Source organism: Acidithiobacillus sp. (assembly GCF_023256195.1).
Lineage (GTDB): Bacteria > Pseudomonadota > Gammaproteobacteria > Acidithiobacillales > Acidithiobacillaceae > Acidithiobacillus_A.
Window position 1 is genome coordinate 13,472 of record NZ_JAGDWX010000036.1, and the last position, 20,236, is coordinate 33,707.

At 64.9% G+C, this 20,236-nt stretch carries 17 protein-coding genes; 2 read left to right on the forward strand and 15 right to left on the reverse strand.

Annotation, left to right across the window (positions count from 1 at the left end; all coding sequences use genetic code 11):
• Window positions 1-36 precede the first annotated feature (36 nt).
• Complete coding sequence (pbpC, locus tag Q0C23_RS09005) at window positions 37-2,442, forward strand: penicillin-binding protein 1C (RefSeq protein ID WP_291512041.1); 2,406 nt, start codon at window positions 37-39, stop codon at window positions 2,440-2,442.
• A gap of 90 nt (window positions 2,443-2,532) precedes the next feature.
• Here pbpC and Q0C23_RS09010 read toward each other — a convergent pair whose 3' ends face one another.
• The 12 genes from Q0C23_RS09010 to dapC form a co-directional block, all read right to left on the reverse strand.
• Window positions 2,533-3,714, reverse strand: a complete 1,182-nt coding sequence (locus Q0C23_RS09010; RefSeq protein ID WP_291512042.1) for an acetate/propionate family kinase — start codon at window positions 3,712-3,714, stop codon at window positions 2,533-2,535.
• A complete protein-coding gene (locus Q0C23_RS09015; protein ID WP_291512043.1) occupies window positions 3,699-5,015 on the reverse strand; it encodes a dihydrolipoamide acetyltransferase family protein in 1,317 nt (438 codons plus the stop codon). The genes Q0C23_RS09010 and Q0C23_RS09015 overlap by 16 nt, the downstream gene beginning before the upstream one ends.
• 2 nt (window positions 5,016-5,017) lie before the next feature.
• On the reverse strand, window positions 5,018-6,007 hold the full coding sequence (locus Q0C23_RS09020) for an alpha-ketoacid dehydrogenase subunit beta (RefSeq protein WP_291512044.1): 990 nt from the start codon (window positions 6,005-6,007) through the stop codon (window positions 5,018-5,020).
• Complete coding sequence (locus tag Q0C23_RS09025; RefSeq protein ID WP_291512045.1) at window positions 6,004-7,068, reverse strand: thiamine pyrophosphate-dependent enzyme; 1,065 nt, start codon at window positions 7,066-7,068, stop codon at window positions 6,004-6,006. The genes Q0C23_RS09020 and Q0C23_RS09025 overlap by 4 nt, the downstream gene beginning before the upstream one ends.
• A gap of 1 nt (window position 7,069) precedes the next feature.
• Window positions 7,070-7,417: a carboxymuconolactone decarboxylase family protein gene (locus tag Q0C23_RS09030; protein ID WP_291512046.1), complete on the reverse strand. Its 348-nt coding sequence runs from the start codon at window positions 7,415-7,417 to the stop codon at window positions 7,070-7,072.
• Between the two features lie 35 nt (window positions 7,418-7,452).
• Window positions 7,453-8,979 carry a 2,3-bisphosphoglycerate-independent phosphoglycerate mutase gene (gene gpmI, locus Q0C23_RS09035; protein WP_291512047.1) on the reverse strand — a complete coding sequence of 509 codons (1,527 nt, stop codon included), beginning with the start codon at window positions 8,977-8,979 and terminating at the stop codon, window positions 7,453-7,455.
• Between the two features lie 69 nt (window positions 8,980-9,048).
• Entirely contained in the window at window positions 9,049-11,478 is a 2,430-nt protein-coding gene (gene ppsA, locus Q0C23_RS09040; RefSeq protein ID WP_291512048.1) for a phosphoenolpyruvate synthase, read from the reverse strand.
• Between the two features lie 77 nt (window positions 11,479-11,555).
• On the reverse strand, window positions 11,556-12,506 hold the full coding sequence (locus Q0C23_RS09045; protein ID WP_291512049.1) for a sulfotransferase: 951 nt from the start codon (window positions 12,504-12,506) through the stop codon (window positions 11,556-11,558).
• Window positions 12,507-12,564: 58 nt separating this feature from the next.
• The gene (locus Q0C23_RS09050) at window positions 12,565-13,350 is read right to left on the reverse strand and encodes an SPOR domain-containing protein (protein ID WP_291512050.1); all 786 of its coding nucleotides are present in this window, start codon (window positions 13,348-13,350) and stop codon (window positions 12,565-12,567) included.
• Window positions 13,347-14,495, reverse strand: a complete 1,149-nt coding sequence (dapE, locus tag Q0C23_RS09055; RefSeq protein WP_291512051.1) for a succinyl-diaminopimelate desuccinylase — start codon at window positions 14,493-14,495, stop codon at window positions 13,347-13,349. The genes Q0C23_RS09050 and dapE overlap by 4 nt, the downstream gene beginning before the upstream one ends.
• 3 nt (window positions 14,496-14,498) lie before the next feature.
• Window positions 14,499-15,320: a 2,3,4,5-tetrahydropyridine-2,6-dicarboxylate N-succinyltransferase gene (gene dapD, locus Q0C23_RS09060; protein ID WP_291512052.1), complete on the reverse strand. Its 822-nt coding sequence runs from the start codon at window positions 15,318-15,320 to the stop codon at window positions 14,499-14,501.
• Entirely contained in the window at window positions 15,308-16,534 is a 1,227-nt protein-coding gene (dapC, locus tag Q0C23_RS09065) for a succinyldiaminopimelate transaminase (protein WP_291512053.1), read from the reverse strand. The genes dapD and dapC overlap by 13 nt, the downstream gene beginning before the upstream one ends.
• A 90-nt stretch (window positions 16,535-16,624) precedes the next feature.
• On the opposite strand from dapC, the gene Q0C23_RS09070 reads away from it, so the two are divergent.
• Window positions 16,625-17,548 carry a DMT family transporter gene (locus Q0C23_RS09070; protein WP_291512054.1) on the forward strand — a complete coding sequence of 308 codons (924 nt, stop codon included), beginning with the start codon at window positions 16,625-16,627 and terminating at the stop codon, window positions 17,546-17,548.
• On the opposite strand, the gene Q0C23_RS09075 is transcribed toward Q0C23_RS09070, so the two are convergent.
• Genes Q0C23_RS09075 through Q0C23_RS09085 form a run of 3 tightly spaced genes read right to left on the reverse strand, consistent with a single transcriptional unit; the run spans window position 17,498 to window position 20,228 of the window.
• On the reverse strand, window positions 17,498-18,181 hold the full coding sequence (locus Q0C23_RS09075; protein ID WP_291512055.1) for an HAD family hydrolase: 684 nt from the start codon (window positions 18,179-18,181) through the stop codon (window positions 17,498-17,500). The two genes, Q0C23_RS09070 and Q0C23_RS09075, sit on opposite strands and share 51 nt — an antisense overlap.
• Entirely contained in the window at window positions 18,178-18,897 is a 720-nt protein-coding gene (ubiG, locus tag Q0C23_RS09080) for a bifunctional 2-polyprenyl-6-hydroxyphenol methylase/3-demethylubiquinol 3-O-methyltransferase UbiG (RefSeq protein WP_291512056.1), read from the reverse strand. Before ubiG ends, Q0C23_RS09075 begins: the two co-directional genes overlap by 4 nt.
• A complete protein-coding gene (locus Q0C23_RS09085) occupies window positions 18,894-20,228 on the reverse strand; it encodes a TRZ/ATZ family hydrolase (protein ID WP_291512057.1) in 1,335 nt (444 codons plus the stop codon). The genes ubiG and Q0C23_RS09085 overlap by 4 nt, the downstream gene beginning before the upstream one ends.
• Between the last annotated feature and the right edge of the window lie 8 nt (window positions 20,229-20,236).

Here is a 20,236-nt window from a genome sequence, read left to right on the forward strand (position 1 = left end):
GGCCAGCGTTGATCGGTTGGCAAGATGCCAAGACGCGTGGCTGAGGCGGAGGGGCGCGCAAGGGCTGGCCACCGCTGGCATCGTCCGGCCGTCGTGCTGCTGGTCGCGTTGCTTGTGGGGGCCTGGTACCTCGAGCGCCACGACCCCCTGCGGGGCAGCCCGACCCTGGAGAACTGGCGGGCGCAATCCACGCTGGTGACGGATCGTCACGGTCAGTGGCTGCGCCTCACCTTGGCCCAGGACGAACAGTACCGGCTCTGGACCCCGCTGGCAGGCATCGACCCACGTCTGCGCGAAGCCATGCTCCTGAAGGAAGATCGCTATTTCTATTGGGAGCCTGGCTTCAACCCCTGGAGTCTGCTGCGCGGTGCTTACCGCAGCTATCTGCGCCATCAGCATCCCCAAGGCGGCTCTACCATCACCATGCAATTGGCCCGCCTCTTGTGGAATCTGGATACGCGCCATCCCCTCGGAAAGCTGCGACAGATTCTTTATGCGCTGGACCTCGAGTTCCATTATTCCAAGGCGCAGATCCTGGAGGCGTACCTCAACTATGCACCTTTCGGTCGGAACATTCAGGGCGTCGGCGCGGCGAGCCGAATCTATTTCGGTCATTCCGCCGCCGCCCTCAGCCTACCGGAAGTGCTGACACTGGCCGTTTTGCCGCAGGATCCCGGGCAACGTGGCCGTATCCAGGAGGGAGGCAATAGGGCTCTGGCGGTGGCACGTCAGCGGCTCTACGCACAGTGGCGCATCCATCATCGGGTGACACTCGCCGAGGACGCAGCGCTGCGCCTTCCCTTGGATCTGTCCGGCGTGCCGCAGCTGCCCTTCCGTGCTCCCTGGTTTGTGGAGCAGGTGCTTTTGGAACAGCAGACCCGTACGCTGCTGAAGCAGGAGCAGATGCCGGCGGAGCTGCGCACCAGTCTCGACCTCGGCATGCAGCGGATCGTGGCCGGGCAGTTGCGCAGCTTTGTTCGGGAGCAGCGTCTGAAAGGCATCCGCAACGCCGCTGCCCTGCTGGTGGACACTCGGGACATGGGCGTGCGTGCGCTGGTGGGCTCGGCCGATTATTTCGACAGCGAGATTTCCGGTCAGGTGAACGGCACCCTGGCAAAACGATCCCCCGGCTCCACCCTGAAGCCCTTCATTTACGCGCTGGCCTTCGATCAGGGTTTGGTGACCCCGGCCACGGTACTGCGCGATGTGCCCAGTGCCTTTGGTCCCTACACGCCGGAGAATTTCGACAGCCGCTTCGAGGGGCCCATCACGGTCACCGAGGCCCTCATCCGCAGCCGCAATATCCCCGCCGTAGATGTCGCAGCCCATCTGCATCACCCGAGTTTCTACGACTTTCTGCGCATGGCCCATATCGCGGGGCTGGCGCCGGAATCCCACTATGGCCTGGCACTGGTGCTGGGCGGGGGCGAGATCAGCATGCAGGAGCTGGCCAGCCTCTATGCCCTGTTGAACCATGGGGGAGTGTGGCGGCCTCTGTCTTTGCTCGCGAGCAGTACCCCGGCAGCGACGCAGGGGGCAACGCGTTTGCTCAGTCCGGAGGCCAGCTACCTGACCTTGGATATACTGCGCCAGAATCCAGCGCCCCTGGTGGCCCGGACGGGGCAGCCACAGGATCTGCCCGTCGCCTGGAAAACGGGAACCTCGTCCGGTTTTCGCGATGCCTGGAGCGTGGCGGTGTTCGGTCCGTACGTGCTGGTGGTCTGGGTCGGCAATTTCGACGGTACTGCCAATCCAGCGCTGATCGGTGCCGAGGTGGCGGCACCTCTGCTGTTTCGCACTCTGGACGCTCTGCGAGCCAATGGCATAGCGATGGAGGGAGTTCGTAGCCTGCCGCCACCGCGCTTACGCCGCGTGGAGGTCTGTCTCTCCAGTGGCGCTCTGCCGACAGTCTGGTGTCCGCGCAAGGGCTGGAGCTGGTTCATTCCCGGCGTGTCGCCCATTGCCGTGGACACGGTGTATCGGCCGGTGTGGATCGATCGGCTGAGCGGTCGGGCGGTCTGTCCGCCCTACGACCCGGCGCGCCACGAACGGCGCGTCTATGCCTTTTGGCCCAGCGAGCTGCGCCAGGTTTTTGCCAACGCCGGCATTCCCCGTGCGCGACCGCCCACGCCATCGGCTTGCGGCAATGCGGCCGAGACTTCGGTAGAGGGTTCCGCGCCTCGGATCCGCAGTCCCCTGCGCGGCTTGACCTATCTGGTCGCTGCCAGCGGCAATACCTGGGCGCCCTTGCACTTGAGCGCCGATGCCGACGGCGATGTGGCCCGCCTATACTGGTTTGCCGACAAAACCTATCTGGGTCAGACCGTGAGCGGACAGAGCCTGGATTGGCGCCCCGGGCGACCGGGCGTCTATCGCCTGCGGGTCGTGGACGATCACGGTCGAGCCGACCTGCGTACCGTGCGCGTGGCCCTTCGGCCTTGAGTCTATATCGCCCATCTCATGGCGGCCCGCCTCGCTTACTCTGGCGGTCTACGGCGGCTTCCATCCGGACCAGGACCCGGGCGACCTGGACTAGGCCAGGCTAGCGATGCGCTGAGTGTGTCGGGCTATGGTGAGGTCCTCGTTGGTGGGGATCACCAGTACCTCTATGGGACTGTCTTCCCGGGAGATGCAGCGGCGTGCGTCGGTATTGGCTACGGGATCGAGACGGATGCCAAGGCCTTCCAGAGGCCGGCAGATGGACCAGCGCAACGGGGCGGCATGCTCGCCGATGCCGCCGGTGAAGACCAGGCGATCGAGTCCGCCGAGGACGGCCATGTAGGCGCCGATGGTCTTGCGCACGCTGTAGGCGAAGATGTCCAAGGCTTGAGCCACATGCGGCTCCTTGTCCCGCTGTGCCAGCAGGGTCTGGACGTCACCGCTCACGCCGGAGATGGCCAGCATCCCCGCCAGGCGGTTCAGGAGCCGCTCCAGCTGCGGGCCGTTGTAGCCCTTCTCCTCAATGAGGTAGAGCAGGACACCGGGATCCAGATCGCCGCTGCGGGTGCCCATGACCACACCGCCAGTAGGGGTCAGGCCCATGCTGGTGTCGAGACAGCGACCGTCGGCGATGGCGGCCAGACTCGCGCCGTTGCCCAGGTGGGCAACGATGCTGCGGCCGCGCCCCGCATCGGGTAACTGCGACACGATGTACTCATACGAGAGGCCGTGGAAACCATACTTGCGCACCCCTTCGTGCCAGAGATTGCGGGGCAGAGGAAAACGCGCGGCGACCTCGGGGATATCGCGATGGAAGGCGGTATCGAAACAGGCGACCTGGGGGATCTCCGGCCAGGAGGCGGCGACGGCTTCGATGGCGGCAATCTCGGCGGGGAGGTGGAGGGGGGCGAAGGCCAGAGCATTGCGTAGATCCTGGAGGACGTCGGTATCGATCCGAGTGTGCTCCAGCCGCCGCGGCCCGCCACTGACCACCCGGTGGCCGACCGCCGCCGGACGCGGACAGGACAGGGTGTCCAAGCTGCGGAAGAGGGCGGCCAGGGCCGTGCCGGGGTCGGCAAAGTGGCCGCGTTCTTCGTGCCGGTCCGTGTTTGCGGTCTGGATCCAGAGCCGACCCACACTCTGGCCGATGCGTTCTACCGCGCCCTCGGCCAGGCACTGGCCTTGATCGACGACGGGCAGGGCATAAACGGCAAACTTCAGCGAAGATGAGCCGCTGTTGATGCAGAGCAGCGTAGACGTTAGTCCTCCAGCCACTGGCAATGCTCCAGGCGTTCGGCCAAGCGACCGAGAAAACGCGCGGCGTCCGCTCCGAAGATCACCCGATGGTCGCAACTCAGAGTAAAATCCGTTCGGCCCTCGGCATCGCTGGCGGCGACCGCCAAGATGGCCGAAGCGCCCGTGGGCACGATGGCGTTGAAGTGGGTGACGTGGGGAAACACGCCGAGATTGGACAGATAGAAGGTGGCGCCTTCGTAGTCCTCGGGCGCGAGTCGTCCTTTACGGGTCTTGCCCAAGAGGATGCGCCAGTCCTCGGCCAGCTCCTTGAGGGGGCGGCGAGCAGCATCGCGCAGGACCGGAGTCACCAGACCGTCGCCGGTATCGACGGCGATGCCGATGTCCACCCGTTCCCGCCGGGCGAGACCGGCGCGGGTCCAGGCGTGGTTGAACCAAGGGTCTTCGGCGACGGTCAAGGCACAGGCCCGCGCCAGGGCCAGGGTCAGGCTCACCTTGCGGTCTTTGGCCTGCTGGTGCAGGGTCCCTAGCGGCAGGCGCGAGCCGATCTGAAAGGTGGGGGTGTCAAGGGTGGCGGCCATGTTGCGCGCCACTGCCGCGCGCATGGGTCGCAGCCTTTCCACGCGGTAGGGTGGTCCATAGCGCAGATCCGGTTCCGGACCCGCCATGGCCGCGGCCAGAACCTCGGCGGCGTGCACGCGACCGTCGGCGCCGGGTCGAAGGTTACGTACATCCACCCCCAGATCCGCAGCAAGAGCGCGCGCGTAGGGCGAGACCAACATCGCCTCGCCGGCGGGACCCTCGTCCTGTTGGCTCGGCTTGGGCGCGGCATCAGCCCCCGGAGGGGCTGCTTCGGAGGCGGCCTCGGTGTTTTGCCCCTGTGCTGCCGCCGTCCCGGTTTTTGGGATCGTGCCGTGCTCTGCTGGATGGCTGGTGGCGGTCTGCTTCGCCTCGCTGCTTTTCGTCTTCTGCGCGGCGCTGCTGACGGCATCCGTCTGGACCGGATCGACGGTATCGCTTGCTGTTGCAGCAGGACTGCTCTGCACGGCGGACTGTGCATCCTCTCCCGGCTGCGCCGCTGCTGGTGTATCGACAATGTAGGCGATGGTCTGGCGGACCGGGATATCCACATCCACGGGCGCCAAAGGTCCGGCTAGGTAACCGTCGGCAAAGGCTTCGACGTCGAGGATGGCTTTGTCCGTCTCCACCTCGGCAATGGCCTCCCCCTTTCGAACGGGGTCACCCACGGCCTTGTTCCAGCGCACCAGGCGGCCGGTTTCCATGGTGTCGGATAGCACGGGCATCGTGACGGGATCTTTCATGCTCAGCGCTCCTTATCCGGTGATAGCAGGGCCTTGGCGGCGGTGACGACATCGGCGACGCGCGGAATACTCGCGGCCTCCAGCGCACCGTTGAAGGGCGTTGGTATATCCAGCCCCGCCAAGCGCCCGATGGGTGCATCCAGCCAGTAGAAGCACCGTTCCTGGAGGGTGGCGGTCAGCTCGCCGGAGACGCCGCCGAAACGCGGGTCCTCGGCCAGGATCAAGGCCCGGTGCGTTTTTTCCACGGAATGCATGCAACGGTCCCAGTCCACCGGATTCAGACTGCGCAGATCGATGATTTCCATGGCAATACCGTCCTTGGCCAGTTGCTCGGCGGCGGCTTCGGCTACGGATACCATGCGCGAGTAGCTGATGCAGGTCAAATCCGTACCGGCCCGTCGGCAGATGGCCTGGTGCAACGGCGGCGCCGGCAGGTTTTCGTCCACCTCACCCTCGGTGAAGTAAAGCAGCTCGTGTTCCAGGACGAGGATGGGATCGTCGCTGCGGATGGCCTGACGCAGCTGCCAGTAAGCGTCTTGGGGTGTGGCCGGGACGACGATGCGCAGGCCGGGAACGCCCAGGAACATGGCCTCCAATCGTTGCGAGTGTTGGGCTCCGAGCTGGCGGGCGACACCGCCGGGCATACGCACGGTCAGGGGCATGGGAAACTGGCCGCCGGACATGAAGGGGATTTTGGCGGCCATGTTGACGATGGCGTCCATGGCCAGTAGGGCAAAATTGATGGTCATGATCTCCACCACCGGGCGCAGTCCCAGCATGGCGGCGCCTACCCCGAGGCCCGTAAAGCTGTTTTCGGAAATGGGGGTGTCGCGCACCCGCCACTCGCCGTACTTGGCGAGCAGTCCTTCGCTTACGCGATAGGTGCCGCCATAGAGGCCTACGTCTTCCCCAAGCAGCAGAACGGCGTCGTCCTCCGCCATTTCGGCATCCAGGGCGCGGTTCAGTGCCTGCCAGTAACGCATGGTCGTCATGGGGCTTGCTCCTCGAAGAGACGGTCGTACCGACGGTTGCGCAGCAAGGCTGCCCAGGCGTCGTCCATGGAGGGCGCAGGGCTTTGGCGAGCAAAGTCGCGGGCGGCGGCGATTTCGTCGGCGACCTCCTGCCGAAGTCGGGCGAGGGCGGCCTCGTCCAGGTGCCCCTCCTGACAGCAATGGTCGCAAAAGCCCTGGATGCAATCGTGGCCGCTACCCAGCTCATCCGCCGAAGGATAGTGAAACTCGACGCCGCGCAGAGTGGCGGCGATGGGATCGTTGGCCTCGTAGGCCTGGACTTCCACCGTCGGGCGGTAGCTCCCGGGATCGGCCATGGAGTGGCCGCGGAAGCGATAGGTTTCCATCTCCAGGAATTGCGGCCCCTCCCCCGCCCGAACCCGCGCCAAGGCGCGGCGGGTCGCCTCATGGACGGCCAGCACGTCCATACCGTCCACTTTCTCGGCGGGGATGCCGTAGCCGCAGGCCCGCTTGTAGATTTCCGTCACGGCGGAGTGGCGATGGATCTCGGTGCCGATCTGGTAGCGATTGTTTTCACAGACGAAAAGGATGGGGAGGCGCCAGAGGGCGGCCATATTCAGCGACTCGTGAAAGGTCCCCTGATTGACGGCGCCGTCGCCAAAGAAACAGAGCACGGCTTCGGGAAGCTGGCGGTAGGCCACGGCGTAGGCGGCGCCGAGGGCGATGGGGAAGGTTTCGCCGACGATGGCGTAACCGCCGAGAAAGCGCCGTTCCCGATCGAAGAGGTGCATGGATCCGCCCATGCCGCCGCTCACGCCCGTCTTTTTGCCCAGGAGTTCAGCAAAGATGGCTGCGGCCGGGATGCCGCGCACCAGGGCGTGCACGTGTTCCCGATAGGTGCTGACGACATAGTCACCGGGTTCCGCGGCGTGCAGCACGCCCACGGCGACGGCCTCCTCGCCCGGGTAGAGGTGCAGAAAACCGGCAATCTCGCCCTGGGCGTAGGCTTGGGCAGCTGCCTCCTCGAAGGCGCGGGCGCGCAGCATATCCCGCAACATGGTCCGTATGGTGTCGCGATCCATATCAGACCCCCTGGGTGGTGGCCGGGGCGAACTCGTCCACGGCGTGGGTGAGGGAGACCAGATACATGAGCGCCGGGCCACCGTGCATGAGCACCGCCTGGAAGCCGGCGCTCATGATTTCGTCACGGTTGGCCCCCGCCTTCACGGCTGCCTTGACGTGGATGGCGATACACCATTCACACTGGGCGGCCACAGCCAGGGCGACATTGATGAGTTCTTTCTGGGCGTGGGTCAGGGCCGGATTCCCCTCGGTCTTGCCCATGAACCCCAAAAAGGCGTTGATCTCCGCCGGATACTGCTCCTTGAGCCGCTCCGTGAGCTCGGCGACCTCGCGGATGCGATCGTTCATGCTGCCCATGATCTTCCTCCCATTGGCATGGCGGCCTAATCCCGTCGACGATTGAGGATGATGCTCTTGCCGCTCATGGCTTCCGGTACCGGCAGATCCAGGAGATCGAGGACCGTCGGGGCAAGGTCCGCCAGACCCCGGCCGATACCGAGGCTCGCGCCGGGTACGCCCAGCAGCAGGAAGGGCACCGGATAGACGGTGTGCTGGGTGTGCGGCTCGCCCGTCAACGGGTCCACCATTTCGTCGCAGTTGCCGTGATCGGCGGTGAGAATGATGCGAAACCCCCTGGCCAGCGCGGCCTGTGCCACGCGATGGAATTGTAGGTCGAGAGTCTCTACGGCACGGAGGATGGCAGGGATCTTGGCGGTATGCCCGACCATGTCGCCGTTGGCAAAATTCACCAGGACGAAGGCGTACTGCCCCGACTCGATGGCCTCGATGACGCGATCGGCTACGGCAGCAGCGCTCATCTCCGGTTGCAGGTCATAGGTGGCCACCTGAGGTGAAGGAACGATGGCGCGGTCTTCGCCGGGAAAAGCTTCCTCCCGACCGCCGTTGAAAAAGTAGGTGACGTGGGCGTACTTCTCCGTTTCGGCGCAGTGGAACTGGCGCAGTCCCGCGTCCGCGATCACTTCCGCCAGGACCTGATAGGGGAATTCCGTGGGGAAAAGTACCGGGAAAGGATAATCGTCGTTGTAAGGCGTCATGCACAGAAGCGGTCGCGGTCCTTCGCTGCCGCGGTCGAAATGGGAAAAATCCGGCATGCCCAAGGCGGCGCTCAGCTGGCGCATGCGATCGGAGCGGAAATTGAAAAGGAAGACGTGCTCGTCCTTGCCGATCCGCGCCGTTTCCGGGTCACCGACGAGGGTGGGCTGGATGAATTCGTCCCCTTCGCCTCGTTTCCAGGCGGCGCGGACGGCGCTTTCGGCGTCCGCGGCCCGCTCCCCCTCCCCCAGGAGGTAGGCGCGCCAAGCCTTTTGCGTCCGTTCCCAGTGCTCGGCGCGGTCCATGGCGTAGTAACGGCCGACGACGCTGGCGATACGCCCAGTGCCGAGTTGTTGCAGAACCTTCTCCACCTGGCGGACGTAACCGTCGGCACACTGGGGCGCGGTGTCGCGGCCGTCGCTGATCATGTGTACGACGGGTTCCATGCCCGCCGCCACCACGAGCGGGAGGATACCCAGGAGGTGGTCGATGTGGGAGTGCACGCCGCCGTCGGAGACCATGCCGATGAGGTGGAGGCGGCCTTGGCTTTGCAGGAATTTTTTCCAGGACGGAAGTTCGCCGAAACTGCCGTCCTCCAAAGCGTCGGAGATGCGGACGAGATCCTGCTTGAGAATGCGGCCGGAGCCCAAGGTCAGATGGCCGACCTCGGAATTACCGAACTGTCCGTCCGGCAGGCCCACGGCGCGACCGGAGGCCTGCAGGGCGCTGTGTGGGAAACTGCTGAAATAGTGGTCCAGGTGCGGGGTGCGAGCCAATGCCCAGCCGTTGTAGGCGCGGTTGGGGTTGAGGCCGAAGCCATCGAAAATCACTACCAAGACGGGCCTTGGACTGCTCACGTTCACTCCTTGTCGAGACGGGAAACTCGCTGAGCCCGTGCGACATCCGTGGGGGTGTCGCCGCCGGGCTCAGGACGCAGAATCGCGTCCGGAACGACCGAGCCTTTTCTCCACTTCCAGCACCTGCAGCGTGGTATTGAGCACGGTGTCGGGGTTGAGGCTCATGGATTCTATGCCGATCTGTACCAGATATTCGGCAATTTCCGGGTAATCCGAGGGCGCCTGTCCACACAGGCCCGAGTGGATGCCATTGCGCTGACAGCCTTCCACCGCCAGGCGGATCATGGCGCGCACCGCCGCGTCCCGCTCGTCGTAATCGAAGGCCACGATTTCCGAATCCCGATCCACGCCCAGGGTCAGCTGGGTGAGATCGTTGCTGCCGATGGAAAAACCGTCGAAGCGCTTTGCAAACTCATCCACCAGGATCACGTTGCTGGGCACCTCGCACATGGCGTAGACCTGCAGTCCGTGTGCACCGCGCTGCAGCCCGTATTCCGCCATTCGCGCCAGTACCGCATCGGCCTCCTCCAGGCGACGTACGAAGGGCAGCATGAGGACGACATTGATCAGGCCCATGTCCTCCCGCACCCGGCGCATGGCCAGGCACTCCAGACGGAAGCCCTCGGCATAGGCGGGGTGGGCGTAGCGAGAGGCACCGCGAAAACCGAGCATGGGGTTTTCCTCACGCGGCTCGAAGCTCCGCCCGCCCAGCAGCGCCGCATATTCGTTGGATTTGAAGTCGGACATGCGCACGACCACGGGCTTGGGGTAGAAGGCGGCGGCAATGGTGCCGATGCCCTCGGACAGCTTCTGGATGAAGAATGCTTCGCCACTGCGAAAACCGCGCTGCAGTCGCTGCAGGGCCTCCCGCTCATCGGCATCTTCGACCCGTTCGGGGTGCAGGAGGGCCATGGGGTGGGCCTTGATGTAGTTGCCGATGATGAACTCCATCCGCGCCAGACCCACGCCGTCGTTGGGGAGATTGCGGATCTGGAAGGCGAGATCGGGATCCCCCAGGTTGATCATGATGTGGGTTGCCGGCCGAGGTAGCTGGGCCAGATCGGTGCGCCGCACCTCGAAGGGCTGACGACCGGCATAGACCCGACCGACGTCGCCCTCGGCGCAGGAGATGGTCACCTCGTCGCCGTCGTGCAGCTGCTCGGTGGCGCCGGCGGCACCCACCACCGCCGGGATTCCCAGCTCCCGGGCGATGATGGCGGCGTGGCAGGTGCGTCCGCCACGGTTGGTAACGATGGCGGCGGCCTCCTTCATGATGGGTTCCCAGTCGGGCGTGGTATTGTCGGCGACCAGCACCTCGCCGCGCCGGAAGGTGTCGATCTGGCGAATATCGCGAAAGACCCGAACCTTACCGGTGGCGATCTTGCCGCCCACCGCCCGACCCTCCACCAGGACCTTTTCCGGTCGGGCCTGCAGACGATACTCTTCCAGAACCTGGCCTTTCTGCTGCGACGCCACGGTCTCCGGCCGCGCCTGCACCAGGTAGAGCAGACCGTCGATGCCGTCCTTGGCCCACTCCATGTCCATGGGCCGCGACTCACCGACGTGCTTGCTGTAGTGTTCCTCGATGATCATGGCGTATTCCGCCAGCTGCAGGACGTCGGCATCGTCGAGACAGAAGCGCTCCTGCTCCTCGGGGCTCGTGTCGACATTGCGGGTGGTCTGGTGTTCGCCGTCGTCGGCATAGACCATCTTCAGTTTCTTGCTCCCCAGCAGCCGTCGCAGGACGACGCGCTTGCCCTGGCGAAAGGTGGGCTTGAAGACATAGAACTCGTCGGGATTGACGGCTCCCTGGACGACGTTTTCCCCCAGACCCCAGGCGGCGGTGATGAAGACCACGTCGCGAAAACCCGTCTCGGTATCCAGAGAGAACATCACGCCGCTGCTGGCGAGATCCGAGCGCACCATTTTCATCACGCCGACAGACAAGGCCACGTGAAAGTGATCGAAGCCCTGCTCGGCGCGATAATGGATGGCGCGGTCTGTGAAAAGACTGGCAAAGCAGCGCCGGCAGGCGTCCATGAGCTCGGCGTCGCCACGGATATTGAGGTAGGTCTCCTGCTGGCCAGCGAAGCTCGCGGTGGGGAGATCTTCCGCCGTGGCCGAGGAGCGCACCGCCAGAGAGAGACCCTCGCCGTATTCCCTCTGCAGTTCGCGGTAGGCTTCCAGGATTTCCTGCTGCAGTTGGGCGGGTAGGGGAGCGGCGTAGACGATCTCGCGTGCACGCACGCCAGCGCGGGCGAGGGCATCCACGTCGTTGGGATCCAGATCGTCCAGGCAGGCGTGCAGGGCATCCCAGGCGCCTGCTGCGTCCAGCGTGGCCCGGTAGGCCTCGGCAGTGATGGCAAAGCCATTGGGGACCCGCACTCCCTGGCTACTCAGTTTCTGGTACATCTCCCCGAGGGAGGCGTTCTTGCCGCCTACCTGGGGCAGGTCATCGATGCCGATTTCCCTGAAAAAACGCAGATACCGGTAGGCCACAGGAGTCTCTCCTTAAATTCCGAGTCGTGTCTCCTATTCACCTTAGTCCAGGGAACCGCCCGCGGCAAGGCGCGTCTTCAGGGGCGGTCGGGTATTTCCAGACCTTCCGCCGGCTCTGGAACGGAAAGGGTGCTACGCTCATCCGGGCGCCACGACAAACGCAGCTCCGGCAGGGGCCGATCCAGAAGCTGCTCCAGTCCGCGAATCTCCGGCTCGTAGATGCCCTGCAGAAAAGCGCGCGCCCGCGGATCCATGGGCGGCTTTTTCCCTTCCGCCAGGAAAAAGTGCTGCCAGAGATATTCGCCCCAGCGCTGTGGAAAGAGGTGCTCGCCGATATAGCGACTCCAGGGCGCGGCAGCCAGACGCCGCGCCCACTCCCCCCGGGGACGACGGTGCGGATTGTGTGCTCGATGCAGATCGATGCCCTCGATGGGGCCAGGATCGATTTTCAGGAAGTCGGCAATCTCCAGCAATACGGCGCGCGCATCCCGTTTGAGTTCTTCCAGCAGAAAGACACGCACCTGTTCTACCCCGAACCATTCCCGGTAACGCCGAACCTGGTCGAGATAGAGACCCAGCTCGACATAGAGCTGCGATATCCCCCAGCCCTTGTCCGATCGCTGCCAATCCCGCATCAGCGCCGTATAGAAATCGTCATTGACGACACCCTCGCGAAAATCCATGAGGTACTGGGAGTAGGCACGCTGCACGGGATCGCGCAGAAGGATCAGGATCCGCGCCTCGGGTATCTCGGCGTGGATCTGCCTTGCCGCCTCCGCCGACCAAAGGTAGGAGGGACTGGCATCGCCCCGCCAGCGATAGTTACCGGAGTGGGCGTAGAGCTTGGCGTAGTGGTCGGCATCGGCCACATACTGGATGAGGTGGGCCTGCTCCGCCGAAGGCTGAGGGTGGGTGAAGAAATGCGGCTCCTTCATCTCCGGGAAGAAGATCTCCGGATGTTGGCGCAGATAGGCATAGAGAGAGGTCGTGCCGCACTTGACGGCGCCAACGATGAAGAGATTGGGCATGACGGCCGCTCCCTTGCGGGAAGCCGTGGGTCGCAAGGAGATCATGGCTGCCGAAGGTTCACTGTTGGACCACCAGGACTTCCGCTGTGCCCGCCTGCAGCAGTCGCGCGCGCAGGGTCTCGGCCACACTCCGATCGGTCCATGGGCCGATCTGCACCCGATAGAAGGTCGTGCCCCGCACCAGCCCCGGCACGATCAGCAGCGGGCCGACGCCCATGGCCTGCAGACGATGGCGTTCGCGGATGGCGAGATTGATCTGCTGAAAGGCGCCCGTCTGTAGATAGAACTCCGCCGGTCTGCCCGCACCTGGGTTGGGAGCCGCGGCCGAACTGGCCTGGGTCGTCGGTGCCAGGGCCTCGACGCGTACCACCGCCGTGCCGCTGCGGATCATGTCCAGGGCCCTGGCAGCACCGTAGGAGAGGTCGAGGATACGGCCGTCGACAAAGGGACCGCGATCGTTTACCAGCACCTCGATGCTGCGACCGTTGGCAAGATTGGTGACGCGCACGCAGGTGGGCAACGGTAGCTCGCGGCTGGCGGCACTGTAGGCCTGCGGCAGGAAGGGCGTCCCCATGGAGGTGACGGAACCGGACTCCCAGCCATACCAAGAGGCCGTCCCGCGTCGATCGTAGCCGAGCGCGGTGGTCAGTGGCTCATAGCGACGACCGTTGACCAGATAACTGCGATTGTAGGGCGCATCGAGCTTCGGCGCGCCGGCTTGACAGGCACCGGCCGAAGCCGGAGCGACGCTGCTCCCGGGCATGGGCGACATCCGCTGGGCACAGCCGCCCAGCAACAGACCTGCGAGGGTGAAAAACCATAAGGCGGCGTGGCGGCGGTTCACGCTTCGGTCCCGCTGCAGAGTTCTTCCAGCACTCCCCGATAGATCGCTGCCAACTCCTCGAGTTCGGTCAGGGCCACACACTCGTTCACCTTGTGGATGGTGGCGTTACATGGGCCCAGCTCCAGCACCTCCCCGCCCAGCTGGGCAATGAATCGCCCATCGGAAGTGCCCCCTCCCGTGGACAGTTGCGCCTCTTGACCCAGCTGGCGACGCAGTACCTTCTGGGTGGCGTCCACCAGCCTTCCGGGTGGCGTGTAGAAGGGCGGCCCGGAAAACTGCCAGTCCAGTTCGTAGCGCAGGCCGTGCTTCTCCAGCAACGCCACCACGGCCTGCTCCAGAGACTCGGGGCTCGAAGCGGGAGAGAAGCGGAAATTGAATTGTACCTCCAGTTGCCCTGGAATGACGTTGGTCACGCCAGTGCCGGCATGGATATTGGAGATCTGCAAGCGGGTGGGAGGAAAGTCGGGATAACCGGCATCCCACTGTCTCTCCGCCAGCTCCGCCAGAGCTCCCAGCGCGCGGTGGATGGGATTGTCGGCGAGCTCGGGGTAGGCCACGTGGCCCTGCTGCCCGATGATCCGCAGGCGGGCGTTGAGCGAGCCGCGCCGCCCATTCTTGACCACGTCTCCCAGGCGTTTCGAGGAGGAGGGCTCGCCCACCAGACAATAATCCGGCCGAATCTGCTGCGCCGCCAGATAGTCCACGACGTGGCGGGTCCCGTGGGTGGCCACGCCTTCCTCATCGGAGGTGATGAGGAAGGCGATACGGCCGGGGTGCTTTGGTTGTGCGGCGACGAAGTCTTCCACCGCCACCAGCATGGCGGCGAGACTGCCCTTCATGTCCGCGGCCCCGCGACCGTACAACACCTCGTCGCGCACGACGGGCACGAAGGGATCGCTCTGCCAGGCCTCACGCGGGCCCGGTGGAACCACGTCGGTGTGACCGGCAAAGCAGACGATGGGCCCGGACTCCCCCCGCAGCGCCCAGAAATTCTCGACGCCGCCCGCCGGCAAGCTGGTCACCGTAAAACCCAGATTTTCGAGACGCTCCCGCATCCAGGCCTGACAGCCCGCGTCTTCCGGCGTCACCGACGGACGCGCTATGAGTGTCTCGGCGTAGCGCAGCACGCGCTGGCGCGGATCCATGACTCAGAGCTCACGCAGCAACTGGTTGATACCCACCTTGCTCAGGGTCTTGGCGTCCACCTTCTTGACGATGACGGCACAATAGAGGCTGTGGCTGCCGTCCTTTGCCGGCAGACTGCCAGATACCACCACCGAACCCGCCGGCACGCGGCCGTAGAGGATCTCTCCCGTCTCGCGATCGTAGATGCGGGTGCTGGCGCCGATGAAGACCCCCATGGAGATCACGGAACCTTCCTCGACGATGACTCCTTCCACGACTTCGGAGCGGGCGCCGATGAAGCAGTGGTCTTCGATGATGGTGGGATTGGCCTGCAAGGGCTCCAGCACCCCGCCGATGCCGACGCCGCCGGATAGGTGCACGTTCTTGCCGATCTGGGCACAGGAACCCACCGTCGCCCAGGTATCCACCATGGTACCCTCGTCCACATAGGCACCGATGTTCACGAAGGAGGGCATGAGCACACAGTTACGGGCGATGAAGGCCCCCTTGCGCACCGTCGCTGGCGGCACCACGCGAAAGCCGCCGGTGCGAAAATCGTTGCTGTTGTAGTCGGCGAATTTCCCCGGCACCTTGTCAAAATATTGGGTCTCGCCGCCTGGGATACGGACATTGTCCTGCAAGCGGAAAGACAGCAGCACGGCCTTCTTGATCCACTGATGCGTATACCATTCGCCATCGCGCTTCTCGGCGACCCGCAGCACGCCTTTGTCGAGGCCTTCGATGACCTTTCCCACGGCGTCGCGCAGCTCGTTGGGCGCATTGCGCGGGCTGAACTGGTCCCGTTCCTCCCAGGCGCTGTCGATGATTTCCGCTAGCTGTGCCACGCTGACTCCTTTGATTGTGACGATTTTAAAGGGTGATTATCGAGAAAATCGCGGATGCGTTGCAAACCTTCGATGCATTCTTCCTCGCTCCCCACCAGGGCGATACGCACGCGCTCCTGCCCCGGGTGCAGACCGTGGGCATGCCGCGCCAGATAGGCACCGGGCAGGCAGCGGACGTGCTTGCTTGCAAAAAGCGCACGGGTGAAAGCCTCGCCGTCGCCCACTTCCGGCCAGAGGTAGAAGCCGCCATCGGGCAGGGCGATATCCAGGTGCCCACCGAGAATATCCTGCGCCGCCGCAAACTTGCGTGCGTAGGTACGGCGGCTCTGCGCCACGTGCTCCTCGTCCCCCCAGGCGGCAAGGGAAGCCGCCTGGATGAAGGGCGGCATGGCTGCTCCAAGGTAGGTGCGATAGCGCAGAAAACGCGCCAGGACGGCGGGATCCCCCGCGACGAAGCCGCTGCGCGCCCCCGGTATGCTCGAGCGCTTGGACAGGCTGTGAAAACTCAGTACACCTTCGAGGCTGCCGGTCGCGGCCGCCACCGCCAGCACACCCACCGGGGCGTCGCGGAAATAGATCTCGCTATAGCACTCGTCGACAGCCAGAACCACACCATGGCGCCGAGTCTGGGCGATGAGCCAGGCGAGTGTATCCTGGTCCAGCGCGGCGCCGGTGGGGTTGTGCGGCGAGTTTACATAGATCAGGGCGGCACGCTGCCAGATGGCTTCAGGGATGGCGTGGTAATCCGGCTGGCCCGATACCGGGTCGCAATTGAGGTAGTAGGGCTCCGCCCCCGCCAACAGTGCCGCACCCTCGTAGATCTGATAGAAAGGATTGGGCATGAGCACCAGGGCTTTAGGCTCCTGGCAGGGGTCCACCAGGGTCTGAGCGATGCTGAAGAGCGCCTCACGAGTGCCGTTGACAGGCAGGATGCAGCGGTCGGGATCGAGAAATCCGCTGGGCAGAGAGAAGCGGCGGCTCGCCCAGGCGGCCATCGCCCGTCGCAGCGTCAGCTCGCCCAGCACCTTGGGATATTCCGCCAGACCCTGCTGCAAGGATGCCGTCAGGGCCTGGGCCACCAGTTCGGGCGCCTGCTGACGCGGTTCACCGATGGAAAAGTCGATGAGCGGGAGTGCTGGCGGGTTCACATCCTGAAGCAACTGCCGCAGGCGCTCGAAAGGATAGGCCTGCAGTGACGCAAGGCCGGGATTCATGCCACACTTCCGTCAGCCGTGATCGACCGAAGCCAGCCAGTGGATTTCATCATGGATGCAAGTTTGGTGCAGAAAGGAGTCCCCTGACAAGTGTCTGTCGCGTCTTTTCGGGAGTCGCCGCGCCATCTGGCCATCGGTGCGCTGGTTTTGGGAGCCGCACTGTGGGGCGGGTTCTGGTGGCCGCTACGCTTTTTCTCCGGCCAAGGGTTGGCGGGCCCCTGGCTCATTGCCGGCATCTATCTACTGCTGGCGCTCCCCGCCTTGACGGTGGTGCGCTGGCAGCGCTTGCACTGGCGTCGCGACGGCAAGGTGCTGCTGGCTCTGGCGCTCCTGGGTGGCTGGACCAACGTGGCCTTCATGCTGGCCCTTTTCGATGGCAGCGTGGTGCGCGTGTTGCTGCTCTTCTATTTGTCGCCGGTATGGTCTTTGTTGCTGGCTTGGCTGGTGCTGAAGGAATCGCTGGGGTGGCGTGGCGTCTTGGCCGGTGCTCTGGCCATCGCCGGCAGCATCCTCGTCATCGGTCACGGCCAAGTGGGATCTTGGTCGGCCTTCGACCTGGACGATCTTCTGGCGGTCAGCGCCGGGCTTGCCTTTGCCGCCAGCAATGTCCTGTTGCGCGGCAACCAGAGTGTACCGGATCGCGAGCGGGCCGTGGCCATCTGGTGGGGTTGTGCGTCCCTTGGCCTGATGGTGGCGCTCTTTTCACCCTGGCCGCGCCCGCATGCCGAACTGTTTTGGCTGCTTCCGGCCTTTTCCTGGTTCTGGGTGGGCGGCGCGACGGCCGCCACCCTCTACGGCGTGGCTCGCCTCCCCGTGGGTCTATCGGCGGTGATCATGCCAGTGGAGATCCTCTTCGGCGCTGCCTCGGCATGGCTCCTCGCCGGCGAGGCCGTGACTTGGTCCGAATTCACGGGCGGCCTTGCCATCCTCGCTGCCGCCGGCTTGCAGATGCGCAGACCCACACTACCAGGGCCCGTCCCCACCGATAGCCTCGGCGAAGAGCCGCGCAGCTAGGTCCTCGCTGCGCGGGATGACAGCGTCGGCGCCCCAGGATGCCGCCGCCTCCCCACTGCAGTAACCCCAGCCTGCCGCCCAGGCCGCACAACTCGCCGCGTGGGCCGCCTCGATGTCGCGTCGATCGTCGCCCAGATAGAGACTGCGCTGCGGTGACACCGCCAATCGTTCCAAGGCGTAGAGCAAGGGGAGAGGATCGGGTTTGCAGCGTGCTGTGGTATCACCGCTGACCACCACCGCCGGTGCCACGGGCAGCGGCAGGGCCGCCAGCAGGGCATCCGTCAGATAGCCCGGCTTGTTGGTGACGATACCCCAGGGAATGTCGTGCTCGGCCAGCGTCGCAAGGCAGTCGGCCACCCCCGGGAAGAGGCGGGTACGCACCGCAATGTTCGCTGCGTAGTGGGCGAGGAATTCCTCGCGCAAGGCCTCGTATTCCGGCTGCTGCGGCTCGACACCGAAGGTCTCCCGCAGCAGACCGCGCGCCCCTTGCGAAGCGAAGGGGCGCAGACGTTCGAAAGGGGGTGCTGAACGCTGGTGGCGACGACAGAGCGCATGGACGGCAGCGACGAGATCGGGAGCGGTATCCAAGAGGGTGCCGTCCAGATCCCAGAGGACCGCATGCCAGCGACTCACGCGTCCTTCGCCTTGCGGCTTCGACAGAGATAATTGACGCTGACGTCGTCCACCAGGCGGGCACGTCCGCGAATGGGATCGTAGTGCATGCCCTTGAGTTCCTCCAGCTGCAGCCCGGCGTTTCGCGCCATGTCCAGGAGCTCGCTGGGACGGATGAGCTTCTCGTAGTCATGCGTCCCTCGTGGAATGAGGCCCAGCACATACTCGGCGCCGAGAATGGCCAGCAGATAACTCTTGGGGTTGCGGTTGATGGTGGCAAAGAAGGCCTGACCGCCGGGGCGCAAAAGCTCGGCACAGGCACGAACCACACTCTGGGGATCGGGCACGTGCTCCAGCATCTCCATGCAGGTGACGACATCGAAACTGCCCGCGGCCTCCTGCGCCAGATCCTCCACGGCTATAGCGCGGTACTCCAGGGTCCCGGAAAGATCCGGCCCCGTTTTTTGCGCATGGGCACGGGCCGCTGCCAGGGCCGACTCCGCCAGATCCACGCCGAGGACATGGGCCCCTGATCTTGCCATGGCCTCGCTGAGAATGCCCGCGCCGCAGCCCACATCCACAACCTTGCGCCCATCCAGGCGACCATCACAGCCGCGGCGAATGAACTCCAGTCGCACGGGATTGATCTGGTGCAGGGTACGCATGGGACCCTTGTCGTCCCACCAGTCCTCCGCCAGAGCCCCAAATTTTTCGATTTCTGCCGAATCCACGTTCACGTCTGCCGATCCTTCGCGGCAATTCGCCGCGCCCACTCCTGTGCCTGTGATCTCAGACGCGACCAGTCCAGCCGCGTCCAATCCGCGTTCTCTACCAGCAATTGACCGTTCACCCAGACGTGGCTCACCTGATCTCGCCCGGCGCAGTAGACCAGCTGCGAGATGGGGTCGTAGAGCGGTTGGGTGGCGGGATGGTCGAGGTCCACCGCGATGCAGTCCGCTGCCTTGCCGGGCTCCAGCGTACCGATGGTATCGTCCCAGCCGCAGGCCATGGCCCCACCCAGGGTGGCCGCCTCCAGCGCGGCGGCGGCGGCCAATGCCGTGGTGTCGCCGCCCCGTCCCTTGGCCAGGAGGGCGGCGCTGCGCATCTCGCTGAACATATCCAGGTCGTTGTTGCTGGCGGCGCCATCGGTACCGATGCCAAAGGGGATTCCAGCGGCCTGCCACCGATCCACGGCGGCGATACCGGAACCAAGCTTGAGGTTGGATTCCGGACAGTGGGCCAGGCGTAGACCGCGCTGACGAACGAGCTCCAGATCTTCAGCCGTCAACCGGGTCATGTGCACCGCCAGGAAGCGGTCGTCGAGCAGCCCCAGCTCGTCCAGTCTTTGCAGTGGTCGCCGTCCGTCCTGGGCGATGGCCTCCTCGACCTCGTGGGCGGTTTCGTGAACGTGCATGTGCAGAAACAGATCGAGCGATTCCGCCAGCTCCTTGGCCGCGCGCAGGGCCGGATCCTGGACCGTGTAGGGTGCGTGCGGGGCAACGCTCTGGCGGATCCGCGGCAGGGCCCGCAAGGATACCGCCTGAGTCTCGGCCCGTCGCAGCGCATCGTTGGCATCCCGACTCTGGGCCGTGGGAAAATCGATCACCACCTGACCTAGGCAGGCGCGGATGCCGCTTTCCACGACTGCCTGAGCCGCTGCCTCGGGGAAAAAATACATGTCGTTGAAACAGGTGGTACCGCCGCGCAGCATCTCGGCGATGGCCAGCTGCGTGCCCAGAGCGACGAATTCGGGTCCGACGAAGCGCGCCTCGGCGGGCCAGATGTGCTGCTTCAGCCAGGTCATGAGCGGCAGATCGTCCGCCAGTCCGCGCAGCAAGGTCATGGCCGCGTGGGTGTGGCTGTTGACGAGGCCCGGCAGGAGTGCGTGGTGGGGGAGCTCGATCCAGCGGGCAGCAGGATATCGGGAGCGGAGCTGCTGCTGCGGACCCAGGTCGCGAATCTGCCCACCGCCGATGGCCAGGCCGTGCTGTGCCAAGGCCCCACGAGGCCGGACGGGGATCAGCCATTGCGCCGCCAAAACGTATTCGACCACGGTCTCTTCGGACACGACCGACT

What these genes read in the sequence shown, in the direction of transcription:
- dapE (WP_291512051.1), bottom strand. Translation starts at nt 14,495, where the DNA reads ATGGATCCGCGCCAGCGCGTGCTGCGCTACGCCGAGACACTCATAGCG.
- Q0C23_RS09025 (WP_291512045.1), bottom strand. Translation starts at nt 7,068, where the DNA reads ATGGATCGCGACACCATACGGACCATGTTGCGGGATATGCTGCGCGCC.
- Q0C23_RS09020 (WP_291512044.1), bottom strand. Translation starts at nt 6,007, where the DNA reads ATGACGACCATGCGTTACTGGCAGGCACTGAACCGCGCCCTGGATGCC.
- Q0C23_RS09030 (WP_291512046.1), bottom strand. Translation starts at nt 7,417, where the DNA reads ATGAACGATCGCATCCGCGAGGTCGCCGAGCTCACGGAGCGGCTCAAG.
- dapC (WP_291512053.1), bottom strand. Translation starts at nt 16,534, where the DNA reads ATGAATCCCGGCCTTGCGTCACTGCAGGCCTATCCTTTCGAGCGCCTG.
- Q0C23_RS09015 (WP_291512043.1), bottom strand. Translation starts at nt 5,015, where the DNA reads ATGAAAGATCCCGTCACGATGCCCGTGCTATCCGACACCATGGAAACC.
- Q0C23_RS09045 (WP_291512049.1), bottom strand. Translation starts at nt 12,506, where the DNA reads ATGCCCAATCTCTTCATCGTTGGCGCCGTCAAGTGCGGCACGACCTCT.